Here is a 16,821-nt window from a genome sequence, read left to right as displayed (position 1 = left end):
ACATCTAATATCTAACATCTAAATTCTACTCCACCAAACCAATTCTATCCCAAGGGATTGTTTTAAAATTAGGGAGCACTTCTTTGATGCGAATACTGTCTTTGAGGTTGAAGTTTTTGTTTTTATAGTCGACAAATGGGTCTGCTTTTTCGCTGTCTTTGAGAAATATCATATTGGAATTAATGAAATTTCCGGCAGCGAAGTTTCCGCAGAGGAATGCGATATTATTGTCGGTATAGTTGTAGCGCATCGGCGTAATGGAGGTATCGAGAATACTATGTAGATCAGGGTAGGCATCTTGATAGGCTTCAGAACGGATATCGACGCGTTGTGTGAGCTTATTTTGCAGGTCGGTGGCCATCAGGTCGGTTTTCCACTTTTCATTGGTCCAAGGGCTATTTCCAAGGGCTTGCTTACAGTTGATAAAAATATTATTGCTGAAGTAGTTATTATACCCACCATTAACATGTACCGCACCAAAAGAACCTTTATCTGTCGGGTTGCCACAGCGGTTAAAGATATTGCCATATACCTGGTGACCAACGGTTCCATCGTCTAGATAAACGGCACATACGCGATTTTCTTCGTCTTTATAGACGTTCTCAAAATAGTTATAACGGATTGTATTTTGCTGTTCTGCCTGATTTCGACCGGTGTAAATGGCGCCCATATCGGAAGCATTTTGACAAACATTGGCGATTTTATTGTATTCAAATAGCAACTGATTCCCTTGAAAGGCGATCGCCATATGGGGTGCTGAATGTATATAGCAATGTCTTACAGTATGCCCCACACCTGTGACACGGATTGCAGGAGCATAGGTTTTATTGAAGAGATTAAAATTGGAGATCTCACAGTTTTGTACGAGGTTGTTACCTGAAACTAACGCTCTACTATCGCCACCGTTGATATAAATGCCTCCAGAGCCCATATTATTGATATAGCAGTTTTCTACTTTGACGTAACTATTGAAGTTCTGATTTTCAGTCTCGATCTTTTGCTTGCTCGGATAAGTATCGCCAAGAGAGATGGCACGACCACCAAGATTCTCAAAGCGACAGTTTTGAATATTGATATGGCTCACATAGCCTAAGTAAATTCCCAATCCACGTGCATACTTAAAATCTATGTGCTGAATATTGATGTAGTTGGCTCCTTCGACCATCAAGAAAGGCTCGGCAAACTGCGTCAAACGAATATCGCTCTGTGCATTAATCGGCGCAGAAGGATGGATATAGAGTTGGTTTGCTTGTCGATCAAGGTAGTATTCACCGGGCTGATCAACCTCTTCCAAAATATTGTAGAAGTGAAAACCACGGATCTTATGCGAATGCTTTAATCCCCAATCGGAGGTATCGGCGCTGGCATGAAAGCCGTAGATATGCGGATGATCGGTTGTAATCAGTTTGTTTTTGTGATCGATTTCCTTGATGCGCACATTATCGTCGGAATACCCATAAGCGAAATATCCGTATATCCAGATATTATCTTTCTGCTTCCAGTTTTTAATGGCATCATGGAATTTGAATTTTGCTCCCCAAGGATTATCGACCTTGCCATATCGCGCGATGGAGCCTTTGTCGAGGACTTCGCCAATCTTAACGATCGGTTCCCCAGCATTGGGCCATCTTCCCAGTTCGAAAGCTTGATTATCGATAAACAGCATGCTGCTTGCCGTGCTAAGTTCTTCAGGGCTATATCCGAAGCCATGCGGAAAAAGATCATTGTCGATTGTACCAAGGCTCGGGTCAATTTTTGCTGTCAGAATCTTGCTAGCCGCGTCTTTATGTAAATATCCGCGTACTTTACTATCGCGTACGGGTGAAAAATCGCTACCCTGAAGTTTGATTGCGCCAGTAAATACGACTTTTTCATTCTGATAAGCAGCAATTAGCGTAGGTTTATTGGGAGTTCCAGACAATGCTTTGTCAATGCGTGCGGTTCTTGTAAAGGGATATTCGCCAGCGCGGAGGAAGATTTTGATGGCTTCGTCAGCTTGTGTTCGTTTGAGCTCTTTTGCTTTTTGAAGTGCGAATTCGATGGATTTTAATGGTTTTTCGAGCGTCCCAGCGTTATTATTGTCGCCATCGGGTGCTACGTATAAAACGATATCAGCCTTGGCAGCCGTTAAGGCAATCAGCAGAAGGAATGTAAGCAAGTATCTTTTCATGAAGAAACTGGTTAATTAAATAGGTTTAAGTGTTTGAGTAACGTGCTATGAAAATAGGGATTTTATTGCGCATAGTCAAATTTAAAAGACAGTTTATTGATTGCTATATAGTTTTAGCAATAGGGTTGATGGGAAATGTAAAATTCTGGGCTATTGCGGATGAAATCCTATACGAGGCATGTTCTTTTGCGGCTTTTCTTCGAGACTGCTTCGGAGTTCAAGCGCTCTGGAAGGATGGAGGTGGAAGCGAATCTATTATTTTGATTGTTTAGTCCTGTAGCGTCTAATTCCTTCTGCTCGTAATATATACATACTAACATAGCCATTATGAAAAATTTAAATCCAATTTTAATATTCATGCTAATTTTTATGTGTGCATGCAGCAAGGATAAGGATAATCCAAATGTTCCAAGTTGTTATAAAGAGATGAAGGAACGTTTCGAAAAAGTTTTGAAATGTACGAAACAGAATTCAATGGAGGTAAATCTTTACAGCGCCTTATATCAAGGGAAAACTATTTTCTTTCCGATGACGATGTGTCCGACCTGTAGTACAGTCGCGCCTGCGGAAGGTTATACCTGTGCAGGGGAGAAAGTAACTATTGAAAAGTTTAGTGATGTTGGAACTATCACGTTGATTTACAATTCTTGTACGAAGAAATACAAAGAAGCACCGTTGAAGATCTAGTAAAAAGGGACAATCAGTTACACTACAACAATAAAAAGCCAGGATATACTCCTGGCTTTTAAGATTTATAGCACCTTAGGGAATCGAAGGGATTTATTGCCCTTTGTCTTATGATTTGATCTTCTTTTTCGCAAGGGAAGAGAGGAATAAGTATCCACATAAGCCGGAAATCAGTGAGCCAATTAATACAGCAAATTTGGCTTCTTCGATAAACAACGGATCTTTAAACGAAAGCATCGATATAAAGATCGACATGGTAAATCCAATACCGCCGAGCATACCCACACCGATCATGTGTTTCCAGCTGGCTTCCTCAGGGAGGTTTGCCAGTTTTGATTTTACGCAGATATACGAAGTCGTAAAAATCCCGATAGTTTTCCCGAGGAATAAACCTAGGATGATACCTAAACCTAGTGGTGACGTCAATCCGCCGATCATCTCTTGATGCAAGGTGATGTTGGTGTTGACTAGCGCAAATAATGGGATAATAATAAAGTTCACTGGGTTTACTAATGCATGCTCCAGCTTCTCTAGCGGTGATTCTGTTGCATCAGGTGTTGTTGGTAAGGTCATCGCTACCAATACGCCAGCAATCGTTGCATGTATGCCTGAATGATGTACAAAATACCAGATAAAGAGGCCCGGAATCAAGTAAGCCCAGATATTCTTGACGCCAAAACGGTTAAAAGCAACCAGCATCAGTAAGATTGCACCTGCATACATTAAGTAGGTTAAGTGTAATTCGGAAGAGTAGAAGATGGCAATCACCAAAATGGCTAATAGATCATCTACAATGGCCAATGCAGCAAGAAAGATCTTCAAGCTTGCAGGTACACGTTTGCCTAATAAGGTGATAATTGCAAGTGCAAAAGCAATATCTGTTGCCATTGGGATTCCCCAGCCATGATGTGTGGGCTCGCTAAAGTTGAGTGCCGCATAGATTCCTGCTGGTACTAAAGCGCCACCGATCGCTGCGAGAATAGGCAATGCAGCCTTTTTTGGAGAAGATAGTTCACCCTCAACCAATTCGCGTTTGATTTCTAAGCCGACCAATAGAAAGAAAATAGCCATTAAGCCGTCGTCAATCCATTGCTTTAGGGAGTATTTAAGTTGTATACTTTCGCTTTCATAACCGATGACCTGTTGAAAAAATTGATTGAAGGCTTCGGATAAAGGGGAATTTGCAATAATTAAGGATACGATAACACAAGAAAAAAGGAGGATACCGCCAGCATAGTTCGACGAAAGGAATCGCTTAAATACAGTTAGATTAATCAGTTTTGCCATTATTTTTTTTGAATAATAGTTCTCTAGGGATGTGAAAATTAAAGCTGTAAATATATGAAAATTAAAGGGATTGCCCTTGATAAATCGGCGTTAATCGGGTAACAAAGCTATATCGAAGCTTGGGTTTTAATAGAAAACGACGGCTAATATCACTGTTTAGAAGTGTCTTAGCCGTCGTTTATGTATTTTTTCTATTGAGGGTTAATCCTTGTAATTAAACCATTTAATCAATTCTTTGATACTCGCCTTTTTACCATACATTAATATTCCGACGCGGTATATTCTTGCTGCTGCCCAGGTGGTGAACAAGAATCCGCCGAATAAGAGTACGAGGGATAGAATAATTTGCCATGTCGGTACACCGAATGGTATGCGCACTAGCATCGCGATTGGTGACGTTAGGGGTATAAAACTTAGCCATGTGGCAATGCTTCCATGTGGATCATTGATCAGCACGCCAAACGATAACATATACGCTAATAACAAGGGCATAGTAATCGGCATGGTAAATTGGTTTGCTTCGGTTTCGCTGTCTACAGCGGAACCTACAGCGGCGAATAGCGCGCTGTACAACATATAGCCTAATAAAAAGAATAGGAAAAAGCAGGTTAACAATTCCGGTAAGTTAACGCCTGCTAAGGCTGTTTGTATATCTATTGCAATGGCGCTAGACTGCGATAATTCGGCAGTTTTCATGTTAGATTGCCCCATCATTTGGTTTTGAAGATCCTTTTTATCAATCAGCGTCTGTGTGGCAATTGTAAATAGACTGAAGGTTAGGACAATCCATAGGATAAACTGTGTGATACCGACTAAACCTATTCCAATAATCTTACCCATCATTAACTGAAAAGGCTTTACGGAGGAAATAATGACTTCGACAATTCGCGATGATTTCTCCTCGATAATGCCGCGCATCACCTGTGCACCGTACAAGAATAGGGATAGATAGATTAAAATGGAGAGTCCCATCGCAATGCCCATCGCAATTCGGGTGTCGCTTTCTTTGGTATCGCCAGTTTCTGTAATCTCTTTCGCTGAGGTTTCGACCTTGGTATCGATATTTTTTATCTTTTCCGCGTCAATATTCAACTCCTTATACGCATGTGCCAATAGAATTTTCTCGAGTTCATCTTCGATTTCCGATTGAATCTTAATATTCGGCTTGCCAGCAGAAAGAAATTCGATCTTCTTGCTGCTGAAGAAATCCTTTGGAATAACCAACAAACTTGTTTTATCGCCTTTTTCTTTGACGTCCTTCAATTGCCGTTGTAATTCCTCACTGGACGTCGCATAGGTGATTTGCGTATTGGACTTCAATTGCTGCTGAACAGAATCGGTATGATCCAGCACATAGACTAGTGCTTTGGAATCTTCAAAACTCTTTTGGGTCAACAGGAAAGTGCCGACATAGAGGCCAATAAAAAATAAAGGCACTAAGAAGGTGGTCAATAAGAAGGATTTCTTCTTAACGCGACTTAAATATTCTCTTTGTACAATTAATAATATCTTGTTCATAAATAGCGCGTTATATTAGTTATGTTGAGTCACTCGGCTGATAAATATATCATTCATGGAAGGGATGATTTCAAAGATTTGATGAATCTCCACTTGCGGGATGAGAAAGCTAAGCACATCGTTAAGGCTTTTGTTCTCGTTAATACGTACGGTTAGTTTTTGCTCTTCTTCCAGCTTTTCATGCCCTATAATATGATAGAGTTCATCCTGTGGAATTGGGCCGTGGCTTTCGGAGGTATAGGTAATCGTATAAGTTTGATTTCTATACTCATTTTTAATTTCGCGAACTGAACCGTCTAATATTTTCTTTGATTTATTAATCAGCGCGATATTATCACATAGTGCCTCAACAGATTCCATACGGTGTGTGGAGTAGATAATGGTTGCACCTTTTTTATTGAGTTCCAGAATTTCATCTTGAATAATCTGCGCATTCACTGGGTCAAAGCCCGAGAAGGGCTCATCTAGGATAATTAAATCGGGTTCATGCAGTACGGTTGCTACAAATTGCACTTTCTGCTGCATACCTTTACTAAGGTCTTCAACTTTTTTATCCCACCAAGATTCAATTTGTAATTTCTCAAACCAGTATTTCAGTCTTTGTTTGGCATCGGACTTCGACAAGCCTTTCAGCTGTGCGAGGTAGATCATTTGCTCGCCGATTTGCATTTTCTTATACAAGCCTCTTTCTTCAGGGAGATAGCCGATACGTTCGACATGCTCGGGTGATAGCAGCTGTCCATCGAAGTAGATTTCGCCAGCGTCAGGAGCTGTGATCTGATTGATAATACGGATGAGGGATGTTTTCCCAGCACCATTGGGGCCCAGAAGTCCAAATATCTTACCTTTTGGAATGAACAAGGACACATCGTCTAAAGCGCGATGGTTTGCATACTGCTTTACGATGTTTCGAATATCTAGCATATGGTTGGTTAATTTATTTTGTGGTTAAATTAGTTAAAATGCAGATAACATGAAACTAATTCTTTAAAAAGGAGAAAACTGAAAAAAGATATTAGAAATCGTACCTTTGTAGCATGATCGTAAAAGACGCAGAATTTATATGTAGTAATACAGAAATCGATAAACTTCCAATCGCTAATCTTCCGGAATATGCATTTATCGGCCGTTCCAATGTAGGGAAGTCCTCGTTAATCAATGCGATGACGTCTCGAAAAGGTTTAGCGAAGACATCACAGAAACCTGGGAAAACGCAATTAATTAACCATTTTTTGATCAATAAGAATTGGTATTTAGTCGATTTACCGGGTTATGGATTCGCGCAGACATCGAAGAAGAATCGCGGTATTTGGGAGAAATTTATTCGCGCCTACCTCATCAATCGCGCTAATTTACAATGTGTATTTGTATTGATTGATAGTCGATTAGAGCCACAAAAGAATGACTTAGACTTTGTGTTCTGGCTAGGCGAGCAGGGGATCCCTTTCCAATTGGTATTTACCAAAGCGGATAAACAGTCGGGTGTAAAATCAGATCAAAATATAGCGAAGTTCCGAAGAGCGTTAAAGAAATGGTTTGAAGAATTGCCAGTTCACTTCTTAACCTCCGCAGAATCCAAATTAGGTTGTGAACTAGTGCTATCGAATATCGAGAATATTAATCAACAATTTGTATCGCCGATAGAGTAATTCATGAAGAAGTATATGTCCTTAGTGCTATTTGCACACAGTATTTTTGCACTTCCATTTGCTATTATCGGTTTTTTCTTAGCTATTACAACGACAGCCTATAAGTTCGACTGGAAGCTTTTCGCTTTAATGTTGGTTTGTATGGTGACGGCACGTAATGCTGCCATGGCATTTAACCGATATTTAGATCGTGATATCGATGCGTTGAATCCCCGTACGGCCGTTCGGGATATTCCAGCCGGTCGTATTTCCGCTAAACAAGCATTGACATTTACGATTATCAACTGCTTGATATTCATGGTTGCTTGTTATTTTATTAATGCAATGTGTTTGGTGTTAGCACCAGTAGCGCTGTTTGTAGTTTTATTCTATTCCTATATGAAGCGGATATCACCGCTCTGCCATTTGGTATTGGGTTTAGGATTGGGCTTGGCACCAGTTGGTGCTTACCTCGCTGTTACAGGTCAATTTAGTATAGTACCAATTTTTTATGGATTAGCGGTATTGACTTGGGTGAGTGGTTTTGATATTATTTATGCCTTACAAGATGAGGAGTTCGATCGGGAGAATGGGTTAAATTCTATTCCTGCGAATTTCGGTGGCGCAAAGGCGCTACGAATCTCTGAAGGGCTGCATGTGCTATCGTTTATATTTGTGAGCCTTCCTGTATTTTTTATGCCTACCGGATGGTTCTATTATATAGGATTAGTATTTTATGGTAGTTTATTGATCTACCAACATCGAATAGTGAGTCCTACTGATTTAAGTAGGGTAGATCGGGCGTTTATGACGACGAATGGTATTGCCTCAGTGGTTTTTATGGTCTTTTATTTACTTGATATTACCTTTATATAAAGGATGATATTACGCACTTTTTGATAAATGGACGTAAATTTTTATTTGCATTCCATTTTGAAATCATTTTCTTTGCATGAAATCTATTAAAAATAAATGGCGAAAAATCTATTGATAGTCGAGTCTCCGGCAAAAGCAAAAACAATTGAGGGGTATTTAGGGAAGGATTTTCTAGTGAAATCCAGCTATGGTCATATCAGAGATTTGGTAAAGACTGATGATGCGATTGATACGGATAACAACTTTCAGCAGAAGTATGAAGTGCCTGCCGACAAGAAAGCGATTGTCAGTGAATTGAAGAAATTAGCGAAATCTGCAGAGACAGTATGGTTAGCGTCCGATGAGGACCGCGAGGGGGAAGCGATATCATGGCACCTCTTTGAGACCTTAGGTCTTAAAGATGAGAATACCAAGCGTATTGTATTTCATGAGATTACCAAGCCAGCGATTTTAAAAGCCATTGAATCGCCTAGAAAGATAGATTATAACTTAGTAAACGCACAACAAGCACGCCGTGTATTAGATAGATTAGTAGGTTTTGAGCTTTCTCCAGTTCTTTGGAAAAAGGTAAAACCGTCTTTATCAGCGGGTCGTGTGCAATCTGTTGCCGTTCGATTAATCGTTGAGCGCGAGCGCGAAATAAATAGATTTGAAGCAGAGGCATCTTATAAAGTTGTCGCTATATTTAATACAGGTAAAGGAAAAGAGCAATTAAAAGCAGAATTGCCGCAGCGTTTCCAAACATCAGCAGAAGCAGAGCAATTTCTTAAGGACTGCGTTTCTGCGAACTTTAAGGTAGGAAACTTAGAAACAAAGCCTTCAAAAAGAACGCCTGCTGCTCCATTCACCACTTCTACATTACAGCAGGAAGCCAGCAGAAAGCTAGGCTTTTCTGTAGCGCGTACGATGCAAGTCGCACAACGTTTATATGAGGCAGGACGTATTACCTATATGCGTACAGACTCTGTGAACCTCTCAGACACGGCATTACAAGCTGCGAGAGCGGAGATTACTAGTGCGTATGGGGATCATTACCATAAACAAAGACAATACCGTACGAAGAGCGCAGGAGCCCAAGAGGCCCACGAGGCGATTCGTCCAACATACTTCAATGAGCACTCTATTGAAGGCGATAATTCAGAGCGTAGATTATATGAGTTAATCTGGAAGCGTTCGATTGCGTCTCAAATGAGTGAAGCAGAGTTTGAGAAAACAACCGCAAAGATCAATGTTTCTACGCGTTCGGAAGATTTTGTAGCGACTGGAGAGGTTTTGAAATTTGATGGTTTCTTAAAAGTTTACATGGAGTCTACCGATGATGAGGATCAAGAAGGATTTGATGACGCGGATTCGGATAACAAGTTATTACCTCCATTAAGCGTTGGTCAAGACTTGCAATTGAAGAATATGCAAGCGACAGAACGTTTCTCACGTGCTTCAGCACGTTTTACTGAGGCTTCTTTGGTTAAGAAACTAGAGGAATTGGGTATTGGTAGACCTTCTACTTATGCGCCAACGATCTCTACGATTCAAAATAGAGGCTACGTGGTTAAAGAAGACCGTGATGGTAAAGAGCGCATTTATGAGGTGATAAGCTTAGAAAATGGCTTAGTCTCTAGTGTAAAGAAGACAGAAATTACTGGTGCTGAACGCAGCAAGCTATTCCCAACAGACATTGGTGTCTTGGTGAACGACTTCTTAGTTCAACACTTTAAAGATATCGTTGATTACAACTTTACGGCTACCGTAGAGAAGGAATTTGATGAGATTGCACAAGGTTATAAGGAGTGGACAGATATGCTGTCAAATTTCTATGGACCTTTCCACTCGGAAGTGCAAGATACTTTAGAGAATGCCGATCGTGCGACACATGAGCGTGAACTAGGTGTAGATCCTGTTTCAGGTAAGCCTATCTCTGTTCGTGTAGGACGTTTTGGACCATTGGTTCAAATTGGATCTGCAGATGATGAAGAAAAACCACGTTTTGCATCGCTCCGTAAAGGTCAAATGATTGAGACCATCACTTTTGAAGAAGCATTAGACCTATTTAATCTGCCGAAGAAAGTAGGTGCATTCGAAGAGAAAGAGATGACTGTTGCAATTGGTCGTTTTGGGCCATATATTCGTCATAACAGCAGCTTCTATTCCTTACCAAAAGGAGTGGATCCATTGGATGTAACGGAAGAGCAGGCGATTGAGATTATTGTCGAGAAGCGTCAAAAGGATAAGGATAAGATTATCAGAGTCTTCGAAGAGAATGATGAAGCAAGAATTGAGAACGGAAGATGGGGTCCATTTGTACGTTTCGGGAAGCAAAATCTAAAGATTCCTAAGGGCACGGAAGTGGAAAACATCAGCTATGCGGATGTCTTGAAATGGGCAGAAGAGGATAGTAAAGGTTCCACTGGAAAGAAGACAACGAGAGCAACAAAAACAACAAAGGCGGCAAAACCAGCAGCTCGAGCAAAGAAGAAGTAAGGCATGAAAAAAGACTTACCTTTAAATATAGTTGAAGATATATCCATTGCGATTGTATTAGAATCGGAATCCCCAACGTCAAAAATATGGAACGTATATTTGATAAATGAGAAGAGTGCCGCATTAGCGAATGTATTGGTATCTTCTAAGGGCTATGGCGATAAGGACGGCAAAAAGGTAAAAACAACAACCCTGCGTCATTTTATTGGCGATGTGGCAGCACATTCCACCCAGAAAATCGAAGCAATCGATATTCAAGTATTTGGACTTACCAATGAATATTGGCTAAGCTATTATATCGACGGGGTTATTTATGATAAAAAATATATTTTCCTTCCAGATAGTATTGTCGATGAGAATCTGATTAAGATTCCATTGGTAAATAAACCTGGAGTAATGATCGGAGGAACAAACTAATGAAGAAGGGCAATTTTGTCATTGCAATTGATGGCTTCTCATCTTGTGGCAAAAGTACCGTTGCGAAGGCATTAGCAAAGCAGTTAAACTTTGTATTTGTTGATAGTGGTGCGATGTATCGGGCAGTGACGCTTTACTTTCAACGCCATCAGATTAGTTTAACAGATGATGCTGCCATCGCACAAGCAATTCAAGATATTCACATCGATTTAGTGCCGCAAGCGGATAAGATTCAAGTACTATTGAACGGTGAGGATATATCTGATGCTATCCGTACAATGGAGGTTTCCGAGTACGTTAGCGAGGTGAGTGCTATAAAGGCTGTGCGCAAAGCTATGGTGAAGCAGCAGCAAGCATTAGGTGCTAAGCGTAATATAGTTATGGATGGTCGTGATATTGGTACCACCGTCTTTCCACATGCGGATTTAAAGATCTTTATGACTGCAAGTCCACAGGTTCGTGCAGAGCGTCGCTTTGCAGAGCTTACCGCAAAGGGCGAGCAATTGACAATGGAAGAGGTGAAAGATAATCTAGCACATCGTGATCATATTGATAGCACACGTGAAGAGAGTCCACTGCGCCAAGCGGAAGATGCTATAGTGCTGGATAATAGTGAACTGAATCAAGAAGAACAACTCGCATTTGTGGTTGACTTAGTCAAATCGCGAATGGAGAAAGTATAAATAAAGGCGGGCACATCGGCGCAAGGCGGAAAAAGTCACAACTAATGTGCCTGCTTTATTATATAAACATTGCTGAGTTAATAACAATATACCTCAATAAACAGCACCTGCTGTTTTCAAATCTCTACTAGAACTTTCCGCTAGATTTTTTTTAAAGCCTGAAATTATTTCCTTATAAGCCGCGATAGCGAAGTAGCCATTACAAAGCATCCTATTCCATAATCAATCTTTATTAGTTATTTACGCGTATTTATCGCTTTGATAAATACTTGTCGGAAACGCCAAGTTGGAAATGATTCTACCATATGAAGATTATTTCCTGAATTATCAGTATTCCATTCATCTACAAGCATATACTGTGCTTCAATGTGCGGAACCTTGCCGAGCGGAATGAAATACCTGTTTGATTCAAAAGATTAAAGATCGTTATTCGAAGTGTTTCAAACGGCAGATCTCCTTTGGTTTAAATAATGTCGTATAAGTATCGTTTAGATTAATATTGTCGAAACATATCGACAATATTAATGTTATATCGTCAATAACGGTTCTTTATAATTAGTTAAATAAATAAAAGATTAATTTAGTGTAGTTGAAATGATGCTTGTGTTATCTAAAGATTAAATATGCTTTTTATTCAGAAACGCTAGTTCGAGCATAATCCAACTATTTTGAAAGATGGATTTCTGTGAACGACTTTGTTATCAAAAATTGGTGAGTTAGTACAGTTAAGTTTCCAATGGAGTATTAAAAACCGTCTGATAAGTCACCGGTAACAAAAAAGTATATTATTGAATTTTAATGTCCTTAATATATAGTACCAATTAATTCCCAGACATACCTATGCGATATAGGTATGTCTCTTTTATTTACTAAATATGATAAACATGAAAAGTATCTTTTTTTCCGTTCTCCTGCTATTTGGCATCCATTCGTTGCGGATTCACGCACAAGAGCTTGGGACTGCCAACTATAGATGCACGTATAAGTTGAGCTATAGTAACGATCCTAATCAGGTAGCAAAGAAAACCGAAGATTTCATGATATTGGAAATGGGGCCTACATCTTCGGCATTTTATAGTTACCATACCTTTCGAGTTGATTCCGCTATTAAAAGTGACTTAGCTCATGGTGTACCGGCTATGGAAATGTTGGCCAGCCATTCTAAATATGGTAGAAAGGGTGTAGATTACCAAATATTTAAAGATAAGCGCTTGGCAAAAACTATTACAGTGGATAAACTCGCTATTCAAAATTTTAAGTATGAAGAACCTTTACATGCAATGAAATGGGAGATTCTAAATGAAAATTCTAACTTGTTGGGTTATGAGGTCAGGAAAGCAGTTTGTTCATTTTCTGGTCGCGATTACGAAGCTTGGTATGCACCAGCAATTGCTTTCGATAATGGTCCTTGGAAATTCGGCGGGCTTCCTGGACTTATCTTGAAAATAAACGATTCAAAGAATGAGTTTTCGTTCGAATTGACAGGCTTTCAGTCTTTGAACCCGGTCAAAACGCTGAATATTCCTGAAAAAAAGGTCACGGAAATTAACAAACTGGAGTTTCTCAAGCGGCAAGATCGTTTAAATAGAAAACCCTACGAGTATTTGAGGACACAGATGGGGATACAGATTAAGCCGCTGGACGATGCTGCTAAGGCAAATTTTGATAAAGTACGTCCATACAATCCTATGGAGTTGAACTAATCTCTTAACAGATTTTTCCAATGCGAACCCTTAGTTTATTTTGCGTTCTAGTTTTTCTTGTGCCCATAATTGGTCATGGACAGGATAAAAAAGTGGATATCGGTGGTAGGATTCGGGATGCAATAAGCATAGAACCTCTCATCGGAGTGATTGTTACCGCCTATCTTGATGATCCGGTTCAGGTGCTCGCCTATGCTACATCGGATGTTGAAGGTAAATATCATATGCGTATACCGCATGGTCTAAAGGTGAGAATTAAGTTTTCACTGTTGGGGTATGCCACGCAGACTATAAGCCTTGAGCATTCGGCAATAGCAAGTGTGATTTTCCTAGAAAAGGAGGTAATTAGTCTCCAAGAAATTAAAATTAAACTTCCGAAAATAACGCATACGAAAGATACGATACGCTATCAAGTTGATCAGTTTGCTGGAGGAATGGATCGTTCGATTGGTGATGTGCTAAAAAAGCTGCCCGGTATAGAGGTCAGTGATAACGGGCAGATCATGTATAACGGTGTGGCAATTAATCGTTTTTATATAGAAGGTAAGAACCTTCTGGACAATCAATATGGATTGGCGGTTGAGAACATCAATTTTTCAGACGTTAACCAAGTGGAGGTTTTAGAGAACCATCAACCGGTTAAAGTGTTGGAAGATATCTACGGCTCTGATCGTGCGGCCATCAATATCAAGTTGAAGGATAAATCAAAGATGAAATGGATCGGCAACGTTTCTGCAGGTTTAGGGTTTAGCCCACTGTTAGGGGACATGTCTACGCATACGCTGAACGTTTCGGCAGACTGGCAATCGATCAATACGCTAAAGGCTAATAACTCAGGAACGAATATAACGAAGGAAGTCAAACAGTTTAGTGTAGAAGACCTAATAGATAGTAAAGGGAAGTTTCCGACATGGGCGGATCCCTTACAGATGCAGTTCACGCCGCCAAACCTACGAGAATCCCGTTATTATTTCAACGAATCTGTATTGGCAAATTCCAAATCAATTTGGGATTTGAAAAAGGACTTGACGGCAAAGGCTACTATTGAGTTTACACGTGACGAGCTGGAGAACAAAATGGCTGCATCGAGGACATACCTAGCGACTGATAGCATTTTTCATTTTTTGGAGCATTCGACACATCGCTCAACACCCAACAGCTTCCGACTTTCTTTTAACCTCAACAGTAACATTGAGAAGCAATTCCTAGATAATACGCTCTCTGTTAGCCTGCAAAAAGAAGGTATGGATGTTGGTATAGGGGGAACTACAACGAATGAACAGGAAGGAAATATTAGACGTTACCAAATTAGTAATGACTTTGATTTTATCAAACAATTTGCAGGGCAAAAATGGAAGGTTCGGTCTTCGTCTTTACTTGATTTATATAGTTTAAGAGGGTCGGTTTCATACCCTGAGATTAGCGCCATTTCACAGAAGGCGAAGAGAAATTCCTTTTACCAAGATGCTTCGGTAGGCACTATTTTGCCATTGAAAGGTTGGTCTTTTGAAAATAAGCTGGGGGTAAAATTGAACTTTCAGGATATGGACTCTGATCTCGAAGGAGTTATCGGTATGATTGGTGCAAAGCAAGGGCATTATATCAATGAACTAAGTTTAAATCTTACGGATCTCTATTACGAAGGAATTTTGGCATTAAAGAAAGAGGGTAGTAACATGCGCATTCAATTCCCCTTACGTTATTCTTCGGTCGCAATGAGGCGGAAAAATAGCCTGGGTCGCCATCATGAGGCCTTTCTATTGGCTGAGCCCTCGATCAGCTATAGTCGAGATTTGACCACAGGGCTGACACTGCACTTGCGCGCTTCGATGGACAACGAAGTTGTTTCCGACCCGATACAATACCTTGACGAGCCAATTTTGCGTAATTATCGGTTCTTTACTTCTGGGAGTGATTCCATCGCACGGAATCGCCGTCTGAGCTCTTCGCTTGGGTTGAGTTATCGCGATCCAATAGCGGCAATTTTTGGCCATGTTAACATGAGATATGCGAATAATACTAACGGTTTACTTTCCGCGAATCGCTTTGAGGGTCCGATTGTCGTGCGGGAATTCTTTTTAAGTAGTAATAGGGGATCCATGTTTAATATTTCAGGTAAGATTGGCAAAGGTTTTTTTGAGTCCAATACGTCTGTATCGCTGCAGGTTCAGTATTCTTCAAATAGTTCAACATTTGAACAGAATGGGCAAATGCTACGGCAGTCTTTGCGCTCTATTTATTTTAACCCGATATTAACGACTGCACCGTTTTCATGGTCAAGTCTAGATTATAGCGGGAAGCTGTCGTATCGTCGTTTTGGCACTGCCAATGGCTGGCAGGCGGATCCCAGCTTGTCTTGGATAAATAGTCTGACGTTGACTTGTATCCCTTCTTCGAAAATTCGGTTGTATACTAGTTATGAATACCTACACAATGAAATTGACAAAGATAGTCGAGTGCAGCAACAATTTTTGGATTTTGGTGCGCGCTTCAAGTGGCGACATAATCTGGAATTGGATTTGAAGGGGTCAAATATTCTTAATGAACGTTCGTTTGGGCATACACAGTTTACGGACGCTTCTATCAATTCGGTATATTATAGCTTGCGTCCCGCAAATTATCTTTGTTCAGTGTATTATAATTTTTAATTGAGAAGTAGGGTAATGGTTTGTTAAAGTTACTTGTTAATATAGTGATTAATAATAGAATACACGCTTTAAAGTAAATAAAAAATGGAGTAGAAAACTAATGCTTTCTACTCCATTTCCGCAGTTTCGTATTCAATGTGGATTAATAAATCACTTTCATCTGTGAGGCTTGCGTTTTTCTTCCTATTTCATATTGTCAATTTCGTTTTGTTCACGAAGCTTGTCAATATTGTTTTTCTCACCAAAATCGTCGGTCTTCGTCTGGAAAGCATCCAGAATTTCCCGTATGGCCTCGGAGTTATCAGCTGTTCGCTGATATATTTCAGGGATCTTCGTCTCGATAGTTTTATCGCCTAATTCAATATTATCGATCTCTACCTTAGCAATTTTCTCTAAAACTGCCTGCTGACTATTTCTAATGTCCTCCAATTCCCTGGATATTTTCTCCATTAATTCAAACTTCTTTAATTTATCCATAAATTCTTATTCATTAGTGTATACTATATATTAAACGTCTGAAATTGAAAATTGTTTTTTTAGATAGGAGATAATAGATATTAGATTTTAGATGTATGTTGGGTAGTAGATTGGATAATGGATGGGGGATATCAGATTTTAGACGTAAGATGCAGGAAAGTGTAGATTAGATAATGGATATTAAAGGGAGTTTAGTTGTAGTTTGAAGATATCGTCTGTTGCTGCAAAGATAGCCGCCGAAGGTATCGA

General features: G+C 39.9%; 14 protein-coding genes. 9 read left to right on the top strand and 5 right to left on the bottom strand.

All coding sequences use genetic code 11. From position 1 onward, the window contains the following. Positions 1 to 25: 25 nt before the first annotated feature. Positions 26 to 2,170, bottom strand: coding sequence for a right-handed parallel beta-helix repeat-containing protein (locus GFH32_RS09995; protein WP_153511477.1), 2,145 nt, complete (start codon positions 2,168 to 2,170; stop codon positions 26 to 28). Between the two features lie 128 nt (positions 2,171 to 2,298). Between GFH32_RS09995 and GFH32_RS09990 the strand changes: the two genes are divergently transcribed. Next, entirely contained in the window at positions 2,299 to 2,442 is a 144-nt protein-coding gene (locus GFH32_RS09990; RefSeq protein WP_153511476.1) for a hypothetical protein, read from the top strand. 55 nt (positions 2,443 to 2,497) lie between these two features. Next, positions 2,498 to 2,857, top strand: a complete 360-nt coding sequence (locus GFH32_RS09985) for a hypothetical protein (protein WP_153511475.1) — start codon at positions 2,498 to 2,500, stop codon at positions 2,855 to 2,857. 108 nt (positions 2,858 to 2,965) lie between these two features. On the opposite strand, the gene nhaA is transcribed toward GFH32_RS09985, so the two are convergent. The 3 genes from nhaA to GFH32_RS09970 form a co-directional block, all read right to left on the bottom strand. After that, the gene (nhaA, locus tag GFH32_RS09980; RefSeq protein ID WP_153511474.1) at positions 2,966 to 4,144 is read right to left on the bottom strand and encodes a Na+/H+ antiporter NhaA; all 1,179 of its coding nucleotides are present in this window, start codon (positions 4,142 to 4,144) and stop codon (positions 2,966 to 2,968) included. A 201-nt stretch (positions 4,145 to 4,345) separates the two neighbouring features. Next, positions 4,346 to 5,662 carry an ABC transporter permease gene (locus GFH32_RS09975; RefSeq protein ID WP_153511473.1) on the bottom strand — a complete coding sequence of 439 codons (1,317 nt, stop codon included), beginning with the start codon at positions 5,660 to 5,662 and terminating at the stop codon, positions 4,346 to 4,348. 15 nt (positions 5,663 to 5,677) lie between these two features. After that, the gene (locus GFH32_RS09970; RefSeq protein ID WP_153511472.1) at positions 5,678 to 6,586 is read right to left on the bottom strand and encodes an ABC transporter ATP-binding protein; all 909 of its coding nucleotides are present in this window, start codon (positions 6,584 to 6,586) and stop codon (positions 5,678 to 5,680) included. Positions 6,587 to 6,699: 113 nt separating this feature from the next. Here GFH32_RS09970 and yihA point away from each other — a divergent pair, with 113 nt between their 5' ends. From yihA to GFH32_RS09935, 7 genes are all read left to right on the top strand, one after another. Then, positions 6,700 to 7,311 (top strand): ribosome biogenesis GTP-binding protein YihA/YsxC, encoded by a 612-nt coding sequence (gene yihA, locus GFH32_RS09965; RefSeq protein WP_153511471.1) that lies wholly within the window; start codon positions 6,700 to 6,702, stop codon positions 7,309 to 7,311. A gap of 3 nt (positions 7,312 to 7,314) precedes the next feature. Continuing rightward, a complete protein-coding gene (locus GFH32_RS09960) occupies positions 7,315 to 8,166 on the top strand; it encodes a UbiA-like polyprenyltransferase (protein WP_153511470.1) in 852 nt (283 codons plus the stop codon). 96 nt (positions 8,167 to 8,262) lie between these two features. Beyond that, the gene (gene topA, locus GFH32_RS09955; RefSeq protein WP_153511469.1) at positions 8,263 to 10,644 is read left to right on the top strand and encodes a type I DNA topoisomerase; all 2,382 of its coding nucleotides are present in this window, start codon (positions 8,263 to 8,265) and stop codon (positions 10,642 to 10,644) included. Between the two features lie 3 nt (positions 10,645 to 10,647). Then, the gene (locus GFH32_RS09950; protein ID WP_153511468.1) at positions 10,648 to 11,061 is read left to right on the top strand and encodes a hypothetical protein; all 414 of its coding nucleotides are present in this window, start codon (positions 10,648 to 10,650) and stop codon (positions 11,059 to 11,061) included. Then, the gene (gene cmk, locus GFH32_RS09945) at positions 11,061 to 11,744 is read left to right on the top strand and encodes a (d)CMP kinase (RefSeq protein WP_153511467.1); all 684 of its coding nucleotides are present in this window, start codon (positions 11,061 to 11,063) and stop codon (positions 11,742 to 11,744) included. The genes GFH32_RS09950 and cmk overlap by 1 nt, the downstream gene beginning before the upstream one ends. An 884-nt stretch (positions 11,745 to 12,628) precedes the next feature. After that, the gene (locus tag GFH32_RS09940) at positions 12,629 to 13,447 is read left to right on the top strand and encodes a GLPGLI family protein (RefSeq protein ID WP_160366891.1); all 819 of its coding nucleotides are present in this window, start codon (positions 12,629 to 12,631) and stop codon (positions 13,445 to 13,447) included. Positions 13,448 to 13,506: 59 nt separating this feature from the next. Beyond that, positions 13,507 to 16,095, top strand: a complete 2,589-nt coding sequence (locus tag GFH32_RS09935; RefSeq protein WP_160366892.1) for a TonB-dependent receptor — start codon at positions 13,507 to 13,509, stop codon at positions 16,093 to 16,095. Between the two features lie 183 nt (positions 16,096 to 16,278). Here the strand turns inward: GFH32_RS09935 and GFH32_RS09930 are convergent, their stop codons facing one another. Further along, positions 16,279 to 16,572 carry a hypothetical protein gene (locus tag GFH32_RS09930; protein WP_153511464.1) on the bottom strand — a complete coding sequence of 98 codons (294 nt, stop codon included), beginning with the start codon at positions 16,570 to 16,572 and terminating at the stop codon, positions 16,279 to 16,281. Between the last annotated feature and the right edge of the window lie 249 nt (positions 16,573 to 16,821).

This window comes from Sphingobacteruim zhuxiongii, from assembly GCF_009557615.1.
In the GTDB taxonomy this organism is placed as follows: domain Bacteria; phylum Bacteroidota; class Bacteroidia; order Sphingobacteriales; family Sphingobacteriaceae; genus Sphingobacterium; species Sphingobacterium zhuxiongii.
Note: the sequence above shows the minus strand (reverse complement) of the source record. Positions and strands in the feature narration are given on the sequence as shown.

Excerpts from the sequence above, each read along its gene's own strand:
- topA (WP_153511469.1), top strand. The coding sequence starts at position 8,263 with ATGGCGAAAAATCTATTGATAGTCGAGTCTCCGGCAAAAGCAAAAACA.
- GFH32_RS09990 (WP_153511476.1), top strand. The coding sequence starts at position 2,299 with ATGGGAAATGTAAAATTCTGGGCTATTGCGGATGAAATCCTATACGAG.
- GFH32_RS09970 (WP_153511472.1), bottom strand. The coding sequence starts at position 6,586 with ATGCTAGATATTCGAAACATCGTAAAGCAGTATGCAAACCATCGCGCT.
- GFH32_RS09930 (WP_153511464.1), bottom strand. The coding sequence starts at position 16,572 with ATGGATAAATTAAAGAAGTTTGAATTAATGGAGAAAATATCCAGGGAA.
- GFH32_RS09975 (WP_153511473.1), bottom strand. The coding sequence starts at position 5,662 with ATGAACAAGATATTATTAATTGTACAAAGAGAATATTTAAGTCGCGTT.
- nhaA (WP_153511474.1), bottom strand. The coding sequence starts at position 4,144 with ATGGCAAAACTGATTAATCTAACTGTATTTAAGCGATTCCTTTCGTCG.
- GFH32_RS09960 (WP_153511470.1), top strand. The coding sequence starts at position 7,315 with ATGAAGAAGTATATGTCCTTAGTGCTATTTGCACACAGTATTTTTGCA.
- GFH32_RS09985 (WP_153511475.1), top strand. The coding sequence starts at position 2,498 with ATGAAAAATTTAAATCCAATTTTAATATTCATGCTAATTTTTATGTGT.
- GFH32_RS09940 (WP_160366891.1), top strand. The coding sequence starts at position 12,629 with ATGAAAAGTATCTTTTTTTCCGTTCTCCTGCTATTTGGCATCCATTCG.
- GFH32_RS09995 (WP_153511477.1), bottom strand. The coding sequence starts at position 2,170 with ATGAAAAGATACTTGCTTACATTCCTTCTGCTGATTGCCTTAACGGCT.
- cmk (WP_153511467.1), top strand. The coding sequence starts at position 11,061 with ATGAAGAAGGGCAATTTTGTCATTGCAATTGATGGCTTCTCATCTTGT.
- GFH32_RS09950 (WP_153511468.1), top strand. The coding sequence starts at position 10,648 with ATGAAAAAAGACTTACCTTTAAATATAGTTGAAGATATATCCATTGCG.
- yihA (WP_153511471.1), top strand. The coding sequence starts at position 6,700 with ATGATCGTAAAAGACGCAGAATTTATATGTAGTAATACAGAAATCGAT.